The sequence below is a fragment of the Streptomyces sp. NPDC006711 genome (assembly GCF_042869775.1).
Lineage (GTDB): Bacteria > Actinomycetota > Actinomycetes > Streptomycetales > Streptomycetaceae > Streptomyces.
Window position 1 is genome coordinate 530,480 of record NZ_JBIAGO010000001.1, and the last position, 20,890, is coordinate 551,369.

14 protein-coding genes are annotated in these 20,890 nt (G+C 73.8%); 10 read left to right on the forward strand and 4 right to left on the reverse strand.

Features of this window, described 5'->3' with window-relative positions; all coding sequences use genetic code 11:
- Window positions 1-109: 109 nt before the first annotated feature.
- Window positions 110-1,303, reverse strand: coding sequence for a M23 family metallopeptidase (locus ACFYM2_RS02330; protein ID WP_388832680.1), 1,194 nt, complete (start codon window positions 1,301-1,303; stop codon window positions 110-112).
- A 376-nt stretch (window positions 1,304-1,679) separates the two neighbouring features.
- Here ACFYM2_RS02330 and ACFYM2_RS02335 point away from each other — a divergent pair, with 376 nt between their 5' ends.
- From ACFYM2_RS02335 to ACFYM2_RS02355, 5 genes are all read left to right on the forward strand, one after another.
- On the forward strand, window positions 1,680-3,059 hold the full coding sequence (locus tag ACFYM2_RS02335; RefSeq protein ID WP_388832683.1) for a VWA domain-containing protein: 1,380 nt from the start codon (window positions 1,680-1,682) through the stop codon (window positions 3,057-3,059).
- 177 nt (window positions 3,060-3,236) lie between these two features.
- Entirely contained in the window at window positions 3,237-4,817 is a 1,581-nt protein-coding gene (metG, locus tag ACFYM2_RS02340; protein WP_388458234.1) for a methionine--tRNA ligase, read from the forward strand.
- Window positions 4,818-5,567: 750 nt separating this feature from the next.
- Window positions 5,568-6,245: a response regulator transcription factor gene (locus ACFYM2_RS02345; protein ID WP_350231342.1), complete on the forward strand. Its 678-nt coding sequence runs from the start codon at window positions 5,568-5,570 to the stop codon at window positions 6,243-6,245.
- A gap of 66 nt (window positions 6,246-6,311) precedes the next feature.
- The gene (locus ACFYM2_RS02350; protein WP_350231343.1) at window positions 6,312-6,944 is read left to right on the forward strand and encodes a DUF4255 domain-containing protein; all 633 of its coding nucleotides are present in this window, start codon (window positions 6,312-6,314) and stop codon (window positions 6,942-6,944) included.
- Window positions 6,941-8,974 (forward strand): AAA family ATPase, encoded by a 2,034-nt coding sequence (locus tag ACFYM2_RS02355; RefSeq protein WP_388832686.1) that lies wholly within the window; start codon window positions 6,941-6,943, stop codon window positions 8,972-8,974. The genes ACFYM2_RS02350 and ACFYM2_RS02355 overlap by 4 nt, the downstream gene beginning before the upstream one ends.
- Window positions 8,975-9,515: 541 nt before the next feature.
- Here ACFYM2_RS02355 and ACFYM2_RS02360 read toward each other — a convergent pair.
- From ACFYM2_RS02360 to ACFYM2_RS02370, 3 genes are all read right to left on the reverse strand, one after another.
- A complete protein-coding gene (locus ACFYM2_RS02360) occupies window positions 9,516-10,946 on the reverse strand; it encodes a hydrolase (protein WP_388832689.1) in 1,431 nt (476 codons plus the stop codon).
- Between the two features lie 229 nt (window positions 10,947-11,175).
- Complete coding sequence (locus ACFYM2_RS02365; protein WP_359007679.1) at window positions 11,176-12,771, reverse strand: peptidoglycan-binding domain-containing protein; 1,596 nt, start codon at window positions 12,769-12,771, stop codon at window positions 11,176-11,178.
- A gap of 50 nt (window positions 12,772-12,821) precedes the next feature.
- Window positions 12,822-16,229, reverse strand: coding sequence for a BTAD domain-containing putative transcriptional regulator (locus ACFYM2_RS02370; RefSeq protein ID WP_388832692.1), 3,408 nt, complete (start codon window positions 16,227-16,229; stop codon window positions 12,822-12,824).
- A gap of 467 nt (window positions 16,230-16,696) precedes the next feature.
- On the opposite strand from ACFYM2_RS02370, the gene ACFYM2_RS02375 reads away from it, so the two are divergent.
- The 5 genes from ACFYM2_RS02375 to ACFYM2_RS02395 all read left to right on the forward strand — a co-directional run bounded on the left by ACFYM2_RS02375 (window position 16,697) and on the right by ACFYM2_RS02395 (window position 19,910).
- Complete coding sequence (locus ACFYM2_RS02375) at window positions 16,697-16,858, forward strand: hypothetical protein (protein WP_359007673.1); 162 nt, start codon at window positions 16,697-16,699, stop codon at window positions 16,856-16,858.
- 329 nt (window positions 16,859-17,187) lie between these two features.
- A complete protein-coding gene (locus tag ACFYM2_RS02380) occupies window positions 17,188-18,771 on the forward strand; it encodes a phage tail sheath subtilisin-like domain-containing protein (protein ID WP_359007671.1) in 1,584 nt (527 codons plus the stop codon).
- 58 nt (window positions 18,772-18,829) lie between these two features.
- Window positions 18,830-19,273 carry a phage tail protein gene (locus tag ACFYM2_RS02385; protein WP_359007668.1) on the forward strand — a complete coding sequence of 148 codons (444 nt, stop codon included), beginning with the start codon at window positions 18,830-18,832 and terminating at the stop codon, window positions 19,271-19,273.
- Window positions 19,273-19,755, forward strand: coding sequence for a hypothetical protein (locus ACFYM2_RS02390; protein WP_350231351.1), 483 nt, complete (start codon window positions 19,273-19,275; stop codon window positions 19,753-19,755). Before ACFYM2_RS02385 ends, ACFYM2_RS02390 begins: the two co-directional genes overlap by 1 nt.
- Window positions 19,752-19,910 (forward strand): DUF6760 family protein, encoded by a 159-nt coding sequence (locus tag ACFYM2_RS02395; protein ID WP_162952566.1) that lies wholly within the window; start codon window positions 19,752-19,754, stop codon window positions 19,908-19,910. The genes ACFYM2_RS02390 and ACFYM2_RS02395 overlap by 4 nt, the downstream gene beginning before the upstream one ends.
- Window positions 19,911-20,890: the final 980 nt, after the last annotated feature.

Consider the following 20,890-nt stretch of genomic DNA (forward strand, 5'->3'; position numbering starts at 1 on the left):
TCGCGCCTGAAGGGCGCTCGTCCTCAAACGCCGGACAGGCTGAAGTCGCCGGTCCGGACCAGGGCCGAGTAGTTAGGGGCGCGGGGAACTGCGCGAACCGGGGCCGGGGTTACATGTGGACCGTGCGGCCGCGGTACAGGGGGCCGGGGACGCCTCGGAAGCGGAGGTCCAGGCCCACCCCCTCCCGCACCGCCTGCACATGCAGATGCGGCTCCGTGGAGTTGCCCGAGTTCCCGACCGCCCCGACCACCCGCCCCACCCGCACCCGCTCGCCCACCGACACCGCCACACTCCCCGGCCGCAGATGCGCCATCGTGACGATCTCGTGGCCCGTGTCGAGGGACACGTGGTTGCCGTACGGCGGCACGTAGCGGATCGTGCCGGGAATCTGGTCGTCGAGGTCGTCGACGGCGGACACCACGACCCCGTCGCAGGGGGCGTACAGCGTCGCACCGTAGATCGCGTACGAGTCGAGCCCCGCGCCGTCCCCCCGGCGCGACCCCCGCGCCGTGACGCCGATGATGTCGAGCGCCCCGCGCTGTTCCGGGTGGGACGCGTGGTGGTTGAGGCCGGGCCCGCCGCCATGGACGATGAGCCACTGCCCGTCACGCAGCGGGAACTCCAACGGCGCGGACACCGGCGCGCCCCAGTCGTAACGGCGCGCCCACACCAGATATCCCGCGCACCCCGCGAACAGGACGAGCCCGGCCACGAAGTACGGGTCGGGCCGGCCGACGGGCAGCCGGGGCAGGCGCCAGAAGGACGCGAGCGTCACGGCCAGGGCCGCCCAGGCCGTCCTGCGGGCCCAGCGCGGCAGCCGGGCCGGGGCGAAGAGGCCGGTCAGGAGCAGAGCGCCGATGCCGATCACCGACACGGCCGTGCACCAGGCCACCATCGTGGGGGCCCGCCAGCACGCCGCCACGCGCAGGGCCAGCGTCGCGCACAGCACCGTACGGAACACGGCGCCGCGCACGCGCGCGGGCAGCGGGACGCGGCGCCGCGCGGGCCGGTGGAGGCCGGGGGCGATGAGGAGGCCCACGAGTTCGCCCTCGGCGTCCGCCCGCGCGAACGCGAGGACCCGGCCGCGCGGCCCCGCTATCACCAGCCCCTCGGGCCCCTCGGTGACCGAGGTGAAGCCGCCGACGCGTTCGCGCGTCGCCGTCAGGACGCCACGCAGACGCTCCTCCCCCACCCCCGCCACCAGACGCGGCGCGAGCACCGGCCACTGTTCGGGGGCGGCCAGAAGAAAGCGTTCCAGCACGCGGGCCGGCCCGCTGTGATCCGCCTGGTGCGTCGACTCCACGGCTGGCCGCTCCTCCTGTCCCGGGTGGCGGGGCGGGGGCGCTCCGTCACGTGGAAGACGAACGGAGTCACCGCGCGGTTGTGCCAGCACTGGTCCCATGAACTCGCCGTGACCGAAGCGCGCCGCACTCATCGGTATGCTCGGCGAGCGGATCGCCCCGGTGCCCTGGGTGTACACCGGCGATCCCGCCCAGCAGATTCCGCGCCGGCGCGATCAAGGCGCGGGCTGAGGGCACCCGGACTTGCCCCGGCCCCTTTCCGGGAAACCCCCGACGGGGTCGCTAACCTTACGTGTCCGCGCTGGCCAGGGACCAGACCCCGGACCCGTGGCACAGTGCGGTACGTATCGCACCCAACTCATGCGAAAGGCCTCGCCCATGGGCATTCGGAGCTTGCTGCGCAAGGTGTTCGGACGCGATCGCACGGAGCGTGCCGAAGCGACGGCGGCTTCCGTACCGCCCCAGACGGAACGGGCCGAGGCGGCCGGAGTGGCGTCGCCTGCTTCCGTGCCGTCGCAGGCGGAAGGTGCCGAGGCGCCGTCGTCGGCCTCCGTGCCGTCGCAGGCGGAACGCACCCTGGAGACCGGGACGTCCGGAACGGCCTCGGTTCCGGCCCCGGCCCGGGGTGACGACCTGACCCCGGCGCAGGCCCTGGTGGCCGCCGCGTTCGACGGCCCGCGCCCGCCCGCCCAGGCCTCGGACACCCCGGCATCGGACACCCCGTCCGCCGGCACCCCGGTCGCGGACACCCCGGTCGCGGACGCCGCCCCTGAGCCGGAGCCGGAGCCGGAGCCGAAGTCCGAGCCCGCCGCCGCCGAGGTGCCCCAGCCCAGGACCGAGGCGCAGCCGGAGCCGGAGCCGGAGAAGGAGAAGGAGAAGGAGCCTGAACCGGAGCGGGAGCGGGTGGCCGAGCCGGAGACGGTGGCCGAGCCCGAGCCCGAGCCCGTACGGGCCGAGGAGCCCGCAGCCGTCGAGCCCGAGCCCGTACAGCCTGCGCCCGTGCGGACCGAGCCCGTACAGGCCGAAGCCGAGCCCGTCGCCGCGCCCGCGCAGGACGACGAGGCCGAACCCGAGCCGGGCGCGGCCAAGGTGGCCAAGTCCGCCGTTTCCGCCGCTCGGGTCAAGTCTCGGGCGGCCGGGCTCGCGGGGGCGTACAAGGCGGCCGGGGCCGCGCTGAAGAAGGCGGGGCTCGGCGGGGCCCGCGCCAAGGTGTACCTCGTGCTCGACCGGTCGGGGTCGATGCGCCCGTACTACAAGGACGGCAGCGCGCAGAACCTGGCCGAGCAGGTGCTCGCGCTCGCGGCGCACCTCGACGAGGACGCCACCGTGCACACCGTGTTCTTCTCGACCGACATCGACGGTTCGGTGGACGTCACCCTGGACGCGTACGAGGGTGTCGTCGACGAGACGCACGCCGGGCTCGGGCGTCTGGGCCGCACCAGTTACCACCGGGCGGTCGAGGAGGTCGTCGAGCACGTCGAGAAGGCGGGGCACGAGGGGCCGGTGCTCGTGGTGTTCCAGACCGACGGCGCCCCTGACGCCAAGCTGCCCGCGCGCCAGGCGCTCGCCGATGTCGCGGACAAGCCGCTGTACTGGCAGTTCGTGGCGTTCGGCGAGCAGGACTCCAAGGCGTTCGACTTCCTGCGCACGGCCGAGGACGAGCACGCCCACGTCGGGTTCTTCCACGCCGGTCCCGCGCCGCGCGAGCTCAGCGACGCCGAGGTCTACCGGGGTCTGCTCGGTTCCTACCGCCCCTAGCCTGCGCCCCGGCGCCCTTCGATGGCGGTGCGGTCACGGCCGCCCCGCCTCCGGCGCCGGGCCCGGCGGTGACCGTGCCACCGGGGGCGACGGCGCCTGGGACGGACCGCCCGCGGGCGGTCCGCCATCCGGACATCCCGGGCGGCCGGTGCGGGCCCGGCGGCTAGGATTCCGTGCATGCCTTCGCCGACGTACTACGTTTCGACGCCCATTTACTACGTCAACGACGCCCCTCATCTGGGTCACGCCTACACCACCGTCGCCGGTGACGTGCTCACCCGCTGGCACCGCCAGCGCGGCGAGAAGGTGTGGTTCCTGACGGGCACGGACGAGCACGGTCAGAAGATCATGCGGACGGCCGAGGCGAACGGCGTCACCCCCCAGGAGTGGTGCGACAAGCTCGTCGGCGAGGCGTGGCAGCCCTTGTGGGAGCACCTGAACATCGCCCACGACGATTTCATCCGCACCACCCAGCGGCGGCACACCGACCGGGTGCAGGAGTTCGTCCAGGACCTGTACGACAAGGGTGAGATCTACAAGGGCGGTTACGAGGGCCCGTACTGCGTGGGCTGCGAGGAGTACAAGCTCCCCGGCGACCTGATCGAGGGCGAGGGCGGCGCCCAGCTGTGCGCCATCCACAAGAAGCCGGTGGAGCTCCTGAAGGAGGAGAACTACTTCTTCAAGCTGAGCGCGTACGGTCCGAAGCTGCTTGAGTTCTACGAGGCGAACCCGGGCTTCATCCAGCCCGAGTCGGCCCGCAACGAGGTGCTGAACTTCGTGCGGCAGGGCCTTCAGGACCTGTCGATCTCGCGGTCCACGTTCGACTGGGGCGTGCCGGTGCCGTGGGACCCCCAGCACGTGATCTACGTGTGGGTGGACGCGCTCCTCAACTACGCGACGGCCGTCGGGTACGGGGCCGACGACGCCCGCTTCGAGGAGATCTTCCCGGCCGACGTGCACCTCGTCGGCAAGGACATCCTGCGTTTCCACGCGATCATCTGGCCCGCGATGCTGATGGCCAACGGGCTGCCCGTGCCGGGCCGGGTGGCCGCCAACGGCTGGCTGATGGTCGGCGGCGAGAAGATGTCCAAGTCCAATCTGACCGGCATCAAGCCGCAGGATTTGACCTCGCACTTCGGTGTGGACGCCTACCGGTGGTACTTCCTGCGGGCGATCGCCTTCGGCCAGGACGGCTCCTTCTCGTGGGAGGACTTCACCGCCCGCTACACCTCCGAACTCGCCAATGACTACGGCAACTTGGCGTCGCGCGTGGCGGCGATGGTCGGCAAGTACTTCGGCGGTGAGCTGCCCGCGTCGGCCGCCGACGGGGACGCCGAGCAGGCGGTCAAGGCGGGGCTGGCGAAGGCGGTGGCGGAGGCGGACCGCCGCATCGGCGACGAACTCGACTTCCAGGGGGGCATCCTGGCGGTCTTCGACTTCGTGAAGCAGGTCAACGGCTATCTCACGGAGCAGGAGCCGTGGAAGGTCGCCAAGGACGAGTCGCCCGAGGGGCGTGCGCGGCTCGCGACCATCCTGTACACCGCCGCGGAGGCGCTGCGCGGCGTGGCGGTGCTGCTGAACCCGGTGATGCCCGAGACCTCGGGGAGGCTGTGGAACTCACTCGGCGCCGAGCCCGCGCTGGGCGCGCTCGCCGATCAGCGGGTCCAGGATGCGGGCGGTTGGGGCGCGTTGCCGGCGGGCGCGAAGGTCACGAAGGGGGCGGTGCTCTTCCCGCGCCTTGAGGAGAAGCCGGAGTAGCCGAGCAGCGCGAGTAGGCCGAGCAGGGCTTGCGCCCTACGCAGCACCCCGGCGGCCGGGACTGCCCGGGCTGCACCGGCACCCCGAACTGCCCAGGCGACCCGGGCTACCCCGGCGGTCCCGGCTATCCGGCGATCCCGGCCACTCCCGGGGGTCCCGGCCACCCCGGCGCTCCTTGCGCGCGGCCCGGGCCCTCCGAAGCGCCCGGGCTGCCCGCGTCGCGGCCCCGGCGGCCCCGGCGCTCTCTGCGCGAACTCTTCACGCCCAGCTCGGAGGACCAGATCGAGCGGCTGGCGCGGGGCCGGTCGCGCAGTTCCCCGCGCCCCTCATGACCAGGAGCACCGGGGGCGGGCCGGGCGCGCGGCCCCGGCCGCCCGGACTGTCTACGCCGCCCGGACTGCCTGCGCGACCCGGGCTGCCCCGGCGGTCCCGGCTGCCCGAACTGTCCGCGCCGCCCGGACTGCCTGCGCGGTCCCAGCCACCCCGCCGGTCCCGGCCGCCCGGGCTATCGCGCCGCCCGGACTGCCTGCGCGTTCCGGACTGCCTGCGCGGCCCCGATTCTCTACGCGGCTCGGGCCACCCCGGCGGTCCCGGCAACCCGGACTGCCCGCGCCGACCGGGCCACCTTTTCTGACGCTTTCGTGGCTTCATGACTGGATCCGTGGTCCATTCAACGGCTGTTGATTCGCTGTTGATCGGGCCCCGCCATGCTGTAGGGGTCGGTACGCACGGGAAGGAAAAGGACTGACTATGCCATTGCTCGCGAATCGCGTCACGGTGACCGTTCACGCCTCCGATCCGCTGAGCCGGGCCGGAGTCATCAGCCATCTCCAGCACCAGCCCACGGTCGAGGTCCTGCGGGAGAACCGTGACCCCCGCGAGAGCGACGGGCGCCCCTCGGAGCCCACGGTCGCCGTCATGCTCGTCGACCAGGTCGACGACTCGGCAAGCGCGGAACTGCGCCGGGTCGTGCGCGGCGGCGAGCAGCGCGTGGTGCTCATCGCCCGCGAACTGCGCGAACCCGATCTCCTGACGGTGGTCGAGTACGGCGTGCGGGCGATCCTGTGGCGTCACCAGGCCACCGAGCAGCGCCTGTTGAAGGCCGTGCACAGCGCGGCGCGCGGCGAGGGCGAGCTGCCGCCGGACCTGATCAGCCGGCTGCTCGTCCAGGTCGGGCGGCTGCGCCGCTCGGAGACCACGTCCGCGTCCGCCGGATCCTCATCGGCCGCGCCGCTGTTCGGGATGGCGCCGCGCGAGGTCGACGTGCTGCGGCTTGTCGCCGAAGGCCTCGACACCCGGCAGATCTCCGAGAAGCTGGCGTACTCGGAGCGCACCGTCAAGAACATCCTGCACGCCCTGATGACCCGCCTCCAGCTCACCAACCGCGCGCACGCCGTGGCCTACGCGCTGCGCGAGGGCTACATCTAGCATCCCGGTGGCCCAGCGCCACCCCCGCCCGACCCGCGACGCCCACTGATTTGGGAAATTGGCTCCATGATCCACGAAATCGACGAGGCGCTGCGGCGCATCCTGCGCGGCGGGGCGCTGCCCGAGGGAACGGGGGACGTCGTCTTCGAGGCGCCCACCCGCGACTGGGCGGCCCGGCGCAACACGCCCACCCTCAACGCCTATCTGTACGACATCCGTGAGGACGTGGCCCGCCGCGAGCGCGGCTCCTACGCGGAACGCGACGCCAACGGCGTCGTCCTGCGCAGGCGCCAGCCGCCCCGCTGGTACCGGCTCTCCTACCTCCTCACGGCGTGGACCAGCCGCCCCGAGGACGAACACCGCCTGCTGTCGGGCGCGTTGGCGTGCCTGCTGCCGCACGAGATGCTGCCCGAGGAGTACGTGCCGCCGGCCCTTGAGGCGTACACCGTGAGCATTCCGCTCACCGTCGCGGTGCCGCCGGCCGAGTCGCGTTCGCTCGCCGACATCTGGTCGGCGCTCGGCGGCGAGCTGAAGCCGTCGCTCGACGTGGTCATCACGACGCCGTTCCCGGTCACCCCGGTCTACGACGTCGCACCGCCGGTCACCGAGGGCGTGATCACCGTACGCGGCCGGGACGGCGTGCCGGGCGACGCCAAGCCGCGCATGATGCGCACCAACCGAGAGGGCGGCGCCAAGTGAACGCATCCGCCCGCGCGTTGCTCGCCCGCGTCGAAGCCCTGCGCGCCACGGTCGCGGCGCTCGTGGAAGCCCGCTCCGCCGACGACCCGACGGCCCAGGACCCCCTGCGCGGCCTGTACGTCTCGGCGGAGACGGCGGCACGTCTCGCGACCGGACCCGAACTCGGCGCTGGGCGCGAGGCGTTGGTACCGAACGGCGGACCCGCGCTCCCGGACGCCGGGTTCGGGGCCGGGTTCGGAGCCGGGGCCGGGCCCGACGACCGTCTTGCCGCGCTCGCCCGGGACTTCGGGCTCGGGCCGCTCGACGCGATGGTGCTCCTTGCGGCGCTCGCGCCCGACGTGGACCGCCGCTTCGAGGCGCTGTACGGCTACCTCAACGACGACGTCGGGCGCCGCAGGGCCTCGGTCGCCCTCGCCCTGGAACTCGCCGGGACCGGACCGTACGACCCCGAGGGGCGGGGCCGGTTCCATCCCACCGCGCCGCTGGTCGCCAAGGGCCTGGTGGTCATCGAGGACGAGGAGCGGCCGCTGCCGGGCCGGGCGCTGCGCGTGCCGGAGCGCGTGGTCGCCCACCTCCTGGGGGACGACACCCTGGACGGCCAACTGGGCGGCGGCGACGTCGAGTTCCTGGCCCCCGGCGGCCAGGCGCCCCTCGACGGGGTCGCGGCGCGGATCGCGCTCTCGCCCGGGCCCGTCGCGGTCCATCTGCGCGAGCGCAGGGCGGGCAGCGGCGCGGACGCGGTGACCATCGCCCTGCGCGGCGCGGGCCGCGCCGTGCTGCGTCACCGGCCCGGGCACACCGACCACGCGACGGCGCGCGCCCTGCTGCGCGAGGCGCGGCTGCGCGGCGCCGGTACGGCGGTGGTCGTGGAGCTGCCGGACGAGCAGCCCGGGCCGCTGATCCGTGAGCTCGCGGCGGCGGATGTGACCGTGGTGTTCGCCGGGACCGCGCCCTACGACCCCACGTGGGCGCCGGGCGCCGCGCTCCTGGCCCTTGAGGACACCTCCGTCGAGACGGACGCGCTGACCGCGTGGAGCGAGGAACTTCCCTCCTACGAAGGGGACTTGGCCGAGGCGGTCGGGCCTTACCGGCTGGGCGCGGGCCAGGTGCGCCGGGCCGCGCGGGGCGCGCTGGCCCTCGCCGGGTTCGAGGGCGTCCCGGTGGGCCTCGGCCATGTGCAGCACAGCGCCCGGCTGCTGTCGGCGCCGCTGCTCGACCGGCACGCGCGCCGGGTCCGTCCGGCCGTCGGGTTCGGTGACCTGGTGCTGCCGGACGAACCGCTCGGGATGCTGCGGGAGCTGGCCGGACGGGCCCGGCACCGGGACCGGGTGCTCGGCGAGTGGCGCCTTCGGACGGGTGGCGGGCGCGGGCGCGGGGTGGTCGCGCTGTTCGCGGGGGACTCCGGCACGGGCAAGACCCTCGCGGCGGAGGTCGTCGCGGGGGAGCTCGGGCTCGACCTGTATGTAGTGGACCTGTCGTCGGTGGTCGACAAGTACGTCGGCGAGACCGAGAAGAACCTGGAGAAGATCTTCGCCGAGGCGGACCGGACGGACTCCGTGCTGCTCTTCGACGAGGCCGACGCGGTGTTCGGCAAGCGGTCGGAGGTGAAGAGCTCGCACGACCGGTACGCGAACCTGGAGAGCGCGTATCTGCTGCAACGCCTTGAGGCGTTCGACGGCATCGCGGTCCTGACGACGAATCTGCGGGCCAACATCGACGAGGCCTTCACGCGGCGGCTGGACCTGGTCGTGGACTTCCCGTTCCCGGACGTGGAGCTGCGGGCGCTGCTGTGGCGCAGTTGCCTCGCGGGGGTGCCGCAGGAGCCGGGTCTCGCGGCGGAACTCGACGCGTGTGCGAAGGAGTTCGAGCTGGCGGGTGGGGCGATTCGCTCCGCGGCGGTGACGGCGGGGTATTTGGCGGCGGGGCGGGGGGTGGCGGTGTCGGCGGAGGACGTACGGGTCGGTGCGCGGCGCGAGTACGTCAAATCCGGCCGCCTGGTCCCAGGCACCGGCGCGTCCTGGCGCCCCTAGCGACCCTGCGCGGCCCGCGCGCCGGCCCTGGCGGGGGCGTGTGTGCGGGCCGCGCGTGGCTGGTCGCGCAGTTCCCCGCGAGCCTGGCGGGGCCTGTGCTGGCCCGCGCTGGCTACCTCAGCCTGTCCCCGCGCCCCTGGCGGGGTCCGTGCTGGCCCGCAGCGGCACCCTCAGCCCGTCCGGCGTTTGAGGACGAGCGCCTTCAGCGCGAACGGGGTCTGGGGCGGAGCCCCAGGGAGTTCGGCTGCGGGCCGCGCGTGGCTGGTCGCGCAGTTCCCCGCGCCCCTTAAATGCCTCGTGGTCGCGTGCGGGCCGTGGTCGCTCCTCGCGCAGTTCCCCGCGCCCCTGACAGGGTTGGTGCTGGTCCACACCGGCAACCTCAGCCCGTCCGGCGTTTGAGGACGAGGCCGTTCAGGCCGAACGGGGTCTGGGGCGGAGCCCCAGGGGCCCCGGGTGCGGGCCGTGCGTGGCTGGGCGCGCAGTTCCCCGCGAGCCTGGCGGGGCTGGGGGTGGGCCGCGGCATCCGGCCCGGGGGGCCCGGTTATTGGACTATTCGCCAGCGTTGTTGGTCGGTGGGGAGGGCGCCGCAGGGGCGGACCTCGGAGACCTGGAGGTGGACCGGGTCGTTGGGGAACAGGTCGGACATGCACCAGCCCCCGTCCTTGCTGATGATCCGCACGAACCCGTTCGCACCCTCGATCGGCTCGATCGCCCACTTCTGGTTGCTGGTCATCTGCCCGGTCGTCAGGCTCGCCTTGCCACCCGACGCGCCCCACAACTGGATCTGGTTGCCCTCACGCGTGTTGTCGGCGACAGCCCAGTCCTCGGTCGACGCCGTGAAGGCGAACTCGTCGTTCGGCAGCGTACGGACGTACCAGTACTGGTCCCAGTTGGGCTGGTTGCGGATCTCGTTCGCGGTGTAGACGTAGCGCCCCTCGGGCTTCTGGTCCTGGGCCGTGGTCAGGTAGTGCCCGAGCCCGGACTGGATGCGCACCAGCTTCGTCGCGTCGTACTGCGGCTTCTTGGGACCGCTGTCACCCGCCGGCTTGCCACCCGCGGGGGGATCCTTCGGCTTCGGCTTCTCGGCGGCGGGCGGGGGCGCCTGCGAGGGCGGCGCGGAGGGCGCCTTCGGCTGCTCGGAGGGGGGCGGCGGGGCGGAGGGCAGCGGGCTCTTGGAACCCTGCGGAAGCGGTTCCTCCCTGACCGCCGCCTGCTCGGACGCCTGGCTCTTGACGCCGATGTCGTGCTGGAACCAGAACACCGCGAACGCCACGGCGAGCGCCACGAGCACGGAGCCGACCGCGAGGAACCACCCCGGGAACACCGAGGGCTGCACATACGTGCCGCGCAGCTCGGTGGGCGCGGGCTCGCCCGAGCGCAGGACCGAGACCGTGAAGGGATGCTGGCGCCTGCCGCCGAACCAGCTGATGTTGGCCGCGGTGAGCTGCACCTCGGCGAAGCCGGCCCGGCCCGGGTCGACCTGGACGGCGGTGGGGTTGGTCTCCACGGTGACGGCGTCGCCGTTGTCGCGGGTCGCGAAGGACGCGGTGAGCGGCTGGTTGCCGAGGTTGTCGACGGCCACCCGGCCCTTGGCGCGGCGCCGGCCACGGACGGTGCGCGGGACCAGCTCGGTGCGGAGCTCGCTGTAGGGGCCGATGGTGAGACGGCCCTCGACGACATCGGCGTCCTGCGGATGCTCGCGCGGCTCGACCCGGATGCCGAACGGGGAGGGCCCGGCCACGGCGTCCGATGTGCGCGGTGGCGCGAAGGTGATGGTGGCGGTGCCCTCCGCACCGGGATAGAGCCGCAGCACCGCCGGCTCCACGCTCGACCAGCCGGCCGGGTCGCCGACCGGCGAGAGCCGGTACTCCTCGACAGTGTCCCCGGTGTTGCGCACCCGCAGTCGTACGCCGACGCTGTCACCGGGGGCGACGGTGGCGGCGGGGGGCTCCAGGGCAGTCCACATACTCACCCTGTGAGTCAAGTGGGCCGGGGGGTGAAGTACAGGGCCGGAAGGGGCAGTTCCGGGGGCAGGACTGGCTGCCCGAGCGGCCATCTCCGCTTGTCGCGAGGCCGACGGCGGGAGCGGTCCGGTGCGTGTGGCCCCGGGCGGCTGCGGGGGACAACCGCCCGGGGAGTCTGGGGTGCGAGCAGCCTCTCAGGCCGCGATCAGCGGGCCCTAACGCCCGCTAACGCCCGCGCTAACGGCCGGTCTTGCCGGGCTCCTCGACGGCCCCGCCGATCAGCCAGTTCAAGGTGGTGCTGTCGGCGACGCCGGTCGGCTTGAGGCCCACGGCCTGCTGGTACTCCTTGATCGCCGAGGTGAGACCGGCGTCCGCCTTCATCGGCTCGCCGCCCTTTTCGGGGGCCTGGAAGTAGGCGATGCCCTGGAGGGCGAAGGCACGGTCCCGGTCGAGGTCGGCGTTGGAGATCTTCGACTCCTTGGCCCACCACAGGGACGCCGCGAGCATCCTGACCTTGTAGCTGTTGGTGCCGCTCGTCACGTCCTCGGGACGCAGCCCCTGGGCCCACATCGAGGTCAGGGTGGCCCGGCCGAGGGTGCCGTACTTCTTGTCGGTGGCCGTCAGCATGCGGCTGGTCTTCTGGTCCGCCATGACGTGCCTCTGGTAGCAGGCGAGCGAGGCCTGGGTGGCCTTGTCGATGACGGCGGCGGTCCAGCCGGGCTTGAGGGCACACTCGTTCTTGAGCGTGGCCAGGCGGTACTGCGCGAACGTGACGATGGCGTCCGGCTTGTACCCCACGTCCCAGACCGGCCCCTCGGGCGCGTTCGGTGCCGCCTTGGGCGCCGGCTTCGGCGCGGGCGGGGGAACCGGCGGGCCGCCCCCGACCTGCGAGGACTCCTCGCCGCCTCCACCACCACCACCGGCGGCGGGCGGCGCGCCCGCGCCGCCGCCCGAGCCGTCACCGGCCGGTGGCACGGCGCCGGGCGGCGCGGCCGGCGGCGCGGAGGAGGGCGCGGGCGGCAGCGGTGTCTCGGCGCCCTGCGGCACCGGCTGCGCGGCGGCGCTCGCCTGCGCCTCACCGGCCGCCGTGTTCACCTTGGGCTGGAAGGCGAGCCACAGCGCGACGAACGCGACCGCCGCCGCGACGGCCGCGCTGCCGGCCACCAGCAGCCAGCGCGGCAGCACCGGACGCTGGTCGAAGACGCCCGCCAGATCCACCCCGGTGTCGTCGCCCGAGCGGCGCACCGACACCATCAGGCGGTGCTGCTCGGCGCCCCCGGTCCAGCGCACCCGCTGCGGCCGGATCGCCAGCTTCGCGAACGCGGCCCGCCCGGGATCCACTTGGACCGCGTTGGGCGCCATCTCGTAGGTGAGCCGGTTGGCCTCGTCACGCAGGACCAAGGACGCGGTGAGCGCGGTGTTGCCGAGGTTGTCGACGGCGACCGAGGCCCGCGCGCCGAAGCGGCCCACCACGGTCGGCGGCAGCAGTTCGGCCCGTATCTCGGTGAACGGCGCGACCGTGACCTGCCCTTCGAGCACGTCCCGCAGGTCGGGGTGCTCACGGGGCTCCACCCGGATGCCGTACGGGGCCGGGCCCGCCAGGGCGTCGGGGGAGCGCGGCGGCGCGAAGGAGATCTCCGCGGTGGCCTCGCTGCCCGGGTACAGGCGCAGGGTGTCGGGCTCCACGCGGGCCCAGCCGGCGGGCGTGCCGACGATCGAGAGGCGGTACTCCTCGACGGTGTCCCCGGTATTGCGCACCCGGAGCCGTGCGGTGGTCCGCCCGCCGGGATCAACGGCGACAGCGGCCGGGTCCAGAGACGTCCACATGGTCATGGACGAAGGCTAGAGGGCGCACCGGACGCGTCCCTGCCCAAAAGGCCCTGTCAGAGGGCAGCCCTGGCTGCACTCGTGGCCCCGCCCCGGCTCCCGCCCACCGGGTGTTCGGACGCCGTTCCCGGCCGGCGCGGTTCCGCCGGCGCCGTCCACAACAACGATGTCAGCTCGTCGGCCTCCGCCGCGCCACGGGCGCTGAGCAGCCGGTGCGCGGTCCGCAGCGAGGCCAGCGCGGAGAGCGCGGGCGTCTCACCGAGCGCGAGCAGCGCCCGGCCACGGGCCGCGAGCGCGAGCCCCCGGCAGAACGGGTCCCCGAGGTCGCCCTCGATGGACAGGGCCTGCGTGGCACAGGCCGCCGCCTCCCCCGGCCGCTCGCGCGCCAGCGCGCAGTGCGCGAGCCGCGCCCACGCCATCGCCTCCCAGCGCAGATCGCCCACCCACTGGTGGTGCTGGCGCGATTCGCGAAGATGAGCCGCGGCCCGCACCGGCCGGCCGCCCGCGAGCAACGCGCAGCCGATCTGGTACAGCACATGTCCGAGCGTACCCCGGTCCCCCAACTCCCTTGCCGCGCGCAGTACTTCACCGGCGCTGGTCTCGGCGCGCTCCTTGTGTCCGAGCAGCATCTGGGCGCGCACGATGTGGGCAAGGACGCGCACCGCCTCGCCCTTGCTCCCCAGCTCCACATGGCGCGCGTACGCCTGCTCGAACAAGGGCAGCGCGTCGGCGGGGCGTCCCATCGCGGCCAGGATCATGGCCAGTTGGTTGGCCGCCTCCGACTCGGTCAGCGGGTCCTCGGCCCGCGCCGCGCACCGCAGCGCCTGGCGCAGGGTGCGCTCGGTGCGCCGGTAGGTGTCGGTGCTCTGCTGCGGCACGGCGGCGATCAGCCGCAGCGCGCGGCCCTGCGAGCGGGAGTCGCCGTGGCAGTGCGCGACGGACAGCGCGAGCCGGGCCGGGCCGTGTAGTTCGCGGCGGCGCGCGGTGCCGAGCACCAGGTGGGCCCAGCCCGTAAGCAGATCGACGGCGGGGCGCAGCGCCTCGGCCCCCAGGTCCGCCCAGGGCCCCTTGCCGAGCGCCTGCTCCGCGGTGTCCCTGATCAGCGGGTGCGCGTCCTGCAACCAGGCCCGCGCGGCCTCGGCGTCGGCCGGCCGGTAGCCGGGCGCGTCGGGGGCGTAGAGGAGGTCGGGGATCTTGCTGAGCGGGCGCAGACAGCGCACGGTGTTGCGGACGGTGGCCAGGACGTGGTCGAGCAGCCTGCGCTGGGCGACCGGGCGCTCGGCCGCGTCGGGCGAATCGTCCAGGACGCGCCGGGCGAAGATCCGCACCAGGTCGTGGAAGCGGTAGCGGTCCACCCCGCACGCCTCCAGGAGACCGGCGTCCACGAGGGCTTCGAGGGCGTCCTCGGCGGCGTACTCGTCCACGTCGAGCAGGGCGGCCGCGGCGGCGCGGCCGAAGACCGGCACGGAGGTGGCGGAGGCCAGGCGGAAGGCGCGCGCGGCCGGCGCGGCGAGCCCTTCGTAGCTGAGCCGGAAGGCCGCGTCGACGCCGAGCCCGTCGGCCTCCAGCTCGTCCAGGCGGTGGCGCTCGTCGCGCAGCCGCGCGCTCAGGTCGGCCACCGCCCAGTCGGAGCGGGCGGTGAGCCGGGCCGCGGCGATGCGCACGGCCAGCGGCAGCCTGCCGCAGGAGTCCACGAGGCGGCGGGCCGCATCGGGTTCGGCGCGCACCCGCTCGGCGCCCACGATGGTTTCGAGCATGGTGAGCGCGTCCTGCTCGCTCATCGCCTCGACGTCGATGAGCCGGCCGCCGGGAAGGCCGACGATCCGGGTGCGGCTGGTGACCAGGACCGCGCTGCCGGGGGTGCCGGGCAGCAGGGGCCGCACCTGCGCCGCGTCGTGGGCGTTGTCGAGCAGGATCAGGACGCGCCGGCCGGCCAGCAGCGACCGGTACAGGGCGCCGCGCTGGCCTGCCTCGTCGGGCACTGCTTTCTCGGCGACCCCGAGGGAGCGCAGGAGCTGGGTCAGGACGTCCGCGCTGTCGGCGGGCTCGGCGTCCGCGCCGCGCAGATCGACGTAGAGCTGCCCGTCGGGGAAGGACCTGCGCATGCGGTGTCCTGCCCGCACGGCGAGCGCGCTCTTGCCGACACCGCCGAGCCCGGTGAGCACGGCCACCCCGGTGAACCGTCCCTCGGATGCCTCCCGCAACAGATCCGACACCTCACCGAGGAACCCGACGCGGCCGGTGAAGTCCGCGATGGCGGGCGGCAGTTGGGAGGGCCGCGCCCGCACCGACCGCCGCTCGGACGTGGCCGGGGGAGGCGTGCGGGGGTCGGGGGTCGGGTGCGTCGGGTCGGGCGCCGGGTGCGCGGGGTTGCGCGCCGGGTCGGTTGCCGGATGCGTCAGGTCGGCTGCCGGACGCGTCGCGCCGGGCGCCGGGGGCGTCGGGGCGGCCGGCGGGGTCGCGCGGTCGCGCTTGAACTCCCAGGTGGGCAGCGGCTCTTGGGGGGCGGGCCTGGGTGTCGGGACCGTACGCGGGGCTCGCGGCTCGACGTGGGCCGGAGGCGCCGGGCGGGGTGCGCGGGCGCCACCTGCCGGGCCGGGACGGCGCGGCGCGGCCGTCGTCCCGGGTGACGCCGGGTCCGTGCCGTCCGCCGGGCGGGTCAGGAGGCGGGTGTGCAGGGCGGTCAGCTCGGGCCCCGGAGGTACGCCCAGTTCGGCGTCCAGGGTGCGGCGCGTCGCCTCGTACACCGCGAACGCGTCCGCCTGGCGGCCCGCGCGGTGCAGCGCCAGCATCAACAGGGCCTGGGTGCGCTCGCGCAGGGGATGCTCGGCGGCGAACGCGCGCAGCGACGCGATCGTCGCCACGTGCCGGTCGAGGGCGAGGGCGCCATGGAAGTGGTCCTCGCGCGCGGAGAGCCACAGTTCGGTGAGCCGGTCGCGCTCGCGCTCCGCGTGCGGCCCGGGCAGACCGGCCAGCGGGCTGCCGCCCCACAGCGCGAGCGCCCCGCTCAACTCGCGGTGCGCCGCCGCCGTCTCGCCCACGCCGCGCAGCCGGGCGGCCTCGGCGAGCCGTGCCTCGAAAACGGCGGTGTCGAGCGCCGATGCGGGCACCCGCAGCGCGTATCCGTCGTCGGCCGACACCAGGAGCCTGGCCGGAGTGCGCGAGGGACGACCCGGCTCCAGCAGGGTGCGCAGGCGCGAGACATAGGTGCGCAGGGTGCCGACGCCGCGCGGCGGCAGCCGCTCCCCCCACAGGGCGTCGAGCAGTTCGGGCATGGAGACCGGGCGGCCCTCGCGCAGCAGCAGCACGGCCAGCAGGGCGCGCTGCTGGGGTGGGCCGAGCGGCAGGGGCCGGCCGTCGAGGTCGCCCTCGACGGGTCCGAGCATGCGGAACCGCAACCCGTCAGCGATGCCGCCGACGCCGCCGGGTATGCCGCCCTCGCTCGTTCCGCCGGATTCCGCCACGCCGCCGCCCTCTCGCTCGTCCGGCCGATTCGTCCCCCGACGTTTGCCCTTTCGGCCCCCGGATCCTGTTCGTCCGGTCACCGAAACGCTACGCCAGGACCGCCCGATGGCTCGCATCAGCACATGTATCGCACAGGGAGTTGGCTTGAACTGCCCCTGTATCCCCTGGGTAACCGGTCAAAAGGGCACCCTCCCTGCCCCCAAGACGGGCCCCGCGCCTCCTGCGTTCCCTCGTGGGCCCACCAAGAATCGCGAGACGGCGGACGCGGGGGCGCGAGCCGTCGCGTGAGAACCGGTGCGCGCGGCCCGGCGATCGGGGCGAGTTCACGCCATGGCCTCTTCGGCGGGCGGGGCCCCTGGCCAGACCGCCGCCACGGGAGCACTCTGCTGGGAGTGCGGACAGCCACCGCACGCTCACTGCCGGCGGACGGCGCGGGGAGCCACCCACGAGCCCAGGGAGTTCGCGCATGAGTGACAGCACGGCGGACGACCAGGCGGCCGAGGACGCCAGGCGAAGGGAAGAGCTGTTGGAGAAGGTCCGCGAGGCGAACCGTCTGAGCACCGGGCGTCCCGTGCCGCCGGAGGAGTCCGGCGCCGGACCCGCGGCCGGTACGGCGGGCGGGAACTGACCCCGCCGGGCGCCGCGCACCCGCCCCGGCCCGACCGGCGCGCAACCCTTCCCCGTACCCCATCCGGCCAAAAGAACGCCCGCCGATGACCGGAAGGGCACCTCGTGCTGCCCTCGCCCACGCACCTTCTCCCCTCCCCGCACGGGTCGCGGCGCGCGAGGCTGGCACGGTAATGGGCCGGTAGCAGCGTTTTTCGGGGGCGGAACAACCGTGTGCAGCTCGGATGCGGGATGAGCCGTCCGCCCCGCGCTCCGCACAGCCCGTCCGCCTTCGGGCGCAAGCCGACACCTCCGTAACCCAGGTAACCCAGCAACAAGGAGCAGCTTCCCGTGCCCAACTACCTGTCCCCCGGCGTCTACGTCGAGGAAGTCGCCAGCGGATCCCGCCCCATCGAAGGGGTCGGCACCTCGGTGGCCGCCTTCGTCGGACTCGCGCCCGTCGGGCCGCTCAACGAGCCGACGCTGGTGACCAACTGGTCCCAGTACGTCGCCGAGTTCGGGGAGTTCACGGACGGGTACTACCTGGCGCACTCCGTCTACGGCTTCTTCAACAACGGCGGCACCGCCGCCTACGTCGTGCGCGTCGGCGGTTCCGACAACGGTTCGGGGCAGAGCACCCAGCGGGCCGCGGCCGCCCCCGCGCCGCAGGCGATCACCGCCGGTGAGGCCGTGGCGCTCGGCACCTTCAAGGTCTCCGCGATCGCGCCCGGCACGGCCGGCGGCGCGCTCACCGTGGAGGTGCAGGACGCCGAGGGCGAGGCGGCCGGTGACCGCTTCAAGCTGATCGTCAAGGACGGCGAGACCGTCGTCGAGAACTTCGACGTCAGCGCGAAGAAATCGGCCCGCAACTTCGTCGTCACCCAGGTCAAGCAGCGCTCCAAGATGATCTCCGTCGAGGAGACCGTGGCCGGCGCCCAGCTGGCCAAGCCGGACGCGCAGGCCATCACCCTGGCCCCGCCGGCCCCCGCGCCCGCCCCGGCCCCCGTCGGCGGCACGGTCGCCCGCATCGAGACCGGCCAGTTCATCGGCGACTCCGCCGACCGCACCGGCTTCGGCGGCCTCGAGGCCTTCGACGAGATCAACATGGTCGCGGTCCCCGACCTGATGGCCGCCTACCAGCAGGGTCTGATCGACCTGGAGCAGGTCAAGGCCGTCCAGCTCGGTCTGGTCGCGCACTGCGAGCTGATGGGCGACCGCATGGCCGTCCTCGACCCGCCGCCCGGGCTCAACGCCCGCGACATCCGCAAGTGGCGGATGGAGGGCGCCGGTTACGACTCGCGCTACGCCGCCCTGTACTACCCCTGGATCAAGTCGTTCGACCCCTCCACGGGCCAGACCAAGCTCGTCCCGCCGTCGGGTCACATGGCCGGCATCTGGGCCCGCAACGACTCCGAGCGCGGCGTCCACAAGGCCCCGGCCAACGAGATCGTGCGCGGCGCCGTCGACCTGGAGCTCCAGATCACGCGCGGCGAGCAGGACCTCCTGAACCCGATCGGCGTCAACTGCATCCGCGCCTTCCCGGGCCGCGGCATCCGCGTCTGGGGCGCCCGCACCCTCGCATCCGACCCGGCCTGGCGCTACCTGAACGTGCGCCGCTACTTCAACTACCTGGAAGAGTCGATCCTGATCGGCACCCAGTGGGTGGTGTTCGAGCCGAACGACCAGGCGCTCTGGGCCCGTATCCGCCGCAACATCTCCGCCTTCCTGGTCAACGAGTGGCGCAACGGCGCCCTGTTCGGCCAGCGCCCCGAGGACGCCTTCTACGTGAAGTGCGACGAGGAGACCAACCCGCCGGAGTCGGTGGACCTCGGCCGTGTGGTCTGCGAGATCGGCATCGCGCCCGTCAAGCCCGCCGAGTTCGTCGTGTTCCGGCTCGCCCAGTTCTCGGGCGGCGGCGGCGAGCTGGAGGAGTAGGAACGCGCCCACTCGCCCCGCCCCCCAGCCGATTTCGCACGAACAGGAGTAACCCAGCATGTCGCTTCAGCCCGGTGATGCGCTCACCACACACAACTTCGGTCTTCAGATCGACGGCATCATGATCGAGTACTTGCAGGAGGTCAGCAGCCTCTCGATGGAGCAGGAAGTCATCGAGTACCAGCAGGTCTCGTCCGAGGGCAAGCCGATCATCAAGAAGCTGCCCGGCGTCAAGAAGGCCGGCGAGTGCACGGTGACGCGCGGCGCCACGCAGTCGTCCTCGTTCTCCGAGTGGATCAAGCAGTCCATCGACGGCGACATGGGCTCGGCCCGCAAGAACGCCTCGATCATCATGATGGACTACCAGGACAACCCGGTGAAGCGCTACCACCTGCGCAACGCCTGGTGCACCAAGGTCGAGGTCAGCGCGGTCAAGGCGGGCGACGCCGCCGCCATGACCGAGCAGGTCACCATCACCTTCGAAGAGCTGGTCATCGAGTAATGCGGCGCGAAGGTCCTGGAGTTCCCGGCGCACCGTCCGTCGGGACGGAATCCCTGTCCCACCCGGTCGCCGGTGCGGGCGCGGCGGCCGCGACGGCGGGTGCGCGGGACACCCTGCGCACCGAGTTCGAGTTCGAGCTGCCGCGCGGGTACGTCGACGAGTCGGGCACCGTGCACCGGCGCGGCTCGATGCGGCTCGCCACGGCCCGCGACGAGCTGCTGCCGTTGCGGGACGTACGGGTGCGGGAGAACCCGGCGTACCTCTCGGTGGTCCTGCTCGGCCGGGTCATCACCCGGCTCGGCACGCTGGGTGATGTCCACGACGGCACGGTGGAGAACATGTTCGCCTCCGACCTGGCCTTCCTCCAGGACTTCTACCGGCAGATCAACGCCGAGGGCCACACCCGGGCGGCCGTGGCCTGCCCGCACTGCGAGCAGTCCTTCGAGGTCGAGCTGGCCGGGAGCCGCCTGGGGGAATCGTGACGTACGCGGCCGACCGGATCGAGGAGGAGACCGCGTACCTCGCCTACCACTTCCACTGGGACATGGACTCCATCCTCGACCTGGAGCATGCGGACCGGCGGGCGTACGTACGGCGGGTGGCGGCACTGGTGGAACAAGGCGAAGGGGAGCGGTGACGGGGGATGGGCCTGTTCAAGCGCCGGCGTAGCCGGCCGGCCGAGGCCGCCGGGGCATTCGTCCCGGACGCCGCGACAGCGTCGGCCACATCAGAGCCGTCGGATCCGTCGGTCGCGTCGCCGTCGCCCTCCCCCGTGCAGGGTGACGGCGGCTGGGCGGCCGCGCCCGCGATCCAGCGTGCGCTGGCCGCGCCCCGCCTCACCGCCGAGGCGGGCTTCGGCTCGACGCTCGCCGCGCACCAGGACCTCTCGGTCGTCCGTCCCCTCACCCACGCCGTCTCGCCATCGGCGCCCCACGGCGTCCTGCACAACGCCGTGACCCCGGTCGCGGGCCGCCCCTCCTCGCTGCCGCTGCCGCTCCTGCGGCTTCCGGTGGCGGGCCGGGCGGCCGAGACCCCGGCCGACTCGGATCCGGGCGCCGGGTGGCCGTCCGGTGCGCCAAGTCCGGCCCCAGCGCCGGGCGCGGTGCAGCGGTCCGTCGCGTCGGGTGGCGCGTCGGGTGGCGCGTCGGCGAAGGGGCCGGGTACGGCGCCGGGCGCCACGGGCGGCGGCGCATCCGGGTCCGCGCCTGGCGGGTCCGCGCCTGCCGGGTCCGCGCCTGTCGGTGCTGGCCCTGTCGGTGCTGGCCCAACTCCCTTTACACAGCGGCCAGTTGGGTCTGCGGCGGACTCCGTCACGTCCGGGGAGGGCCCGGCCGTACAGCGGTCCGCCACGCCCGCGCGCGCCTCCGGGAACACCCCGGCCGGGCCCGGCACACCGCCTTCCGTGCAGCGGTCCGCCACCGCCACCAACGGTCCCGCGAACACCCCGGGCCCCGCCGTGCGGCGGTCCGTCACGCCCTCACCCGGCTCGGGCACCACCCCGGCCGGGCCCGGTCCTTCCCCCGCCGTCCAGCGCTCGGCCACTCCTGCGTCGGGGCCGGGACACACCCCCGCCTCGCCGGCTTCGCCCCCGGCCGTGCAGCGGTCCGCGACACCCGG

Bases quoted from the DNA above. Each gene is read 5' to 3' on its own strand.
- ACFYM2_RS02375 (WP_359007673.1), top strand. From the start codon at position 16,697: ATGAGTGACAGCACGGCGGACGACCAGGCGGCCGAGGACGCCAGGCGA.
- ACFYM2_RS02365 (WP_359007679.1), bottom strand. From the start codon at position 12,771: ATGACCATGTGGACGTCTCTGGACCCGGCCGCTGTCGCCGTTGATCCC.
- ACFYM2_RS02335 (WP_388832683.1), top strand. From the start codon at position 1,680: ATGGGCATTCGGAGCTTGCTGCGCAAGGTGTTCGGACGCGATCGCACG.
- ACFYM2_RS02345 (WP_350231342.1), top strand. From the start codon at position 5,568: ATGCCATTGCTCGCGAATCGCGTCACGGTGACCGTTCACGCCTCCGAT.
- ACFYM2_RS02350 (WP_350231343.1), top strand. From the start codon at position 6,312: ATGATCCACGAAATCGACGAGGCGCTGCGGCGCATCCTGCGCGGCGGG.
- ACFYM2_RS02385 (WP_359007668.1), top strand. From the start codon at position 18,830: ATGTCGCTTCAGCCCGGTGATGCGCTCACCACACACAACTTCGGTCTT.
- ACFYM2_RS02390 (WP_350231351.1), top strand. From the start codon at position 19,273: ATGCGGCGCGAAGGTCCTGGAGTTCCCGGCGCACCGTCCGTCGGGACG.
- metG (WP_388458234.1), top strand. From the start codon at position 3,237: ATGCCTTCGCCGACGTACTACGTTTCGACGCCCATTTACTACGTCAAC.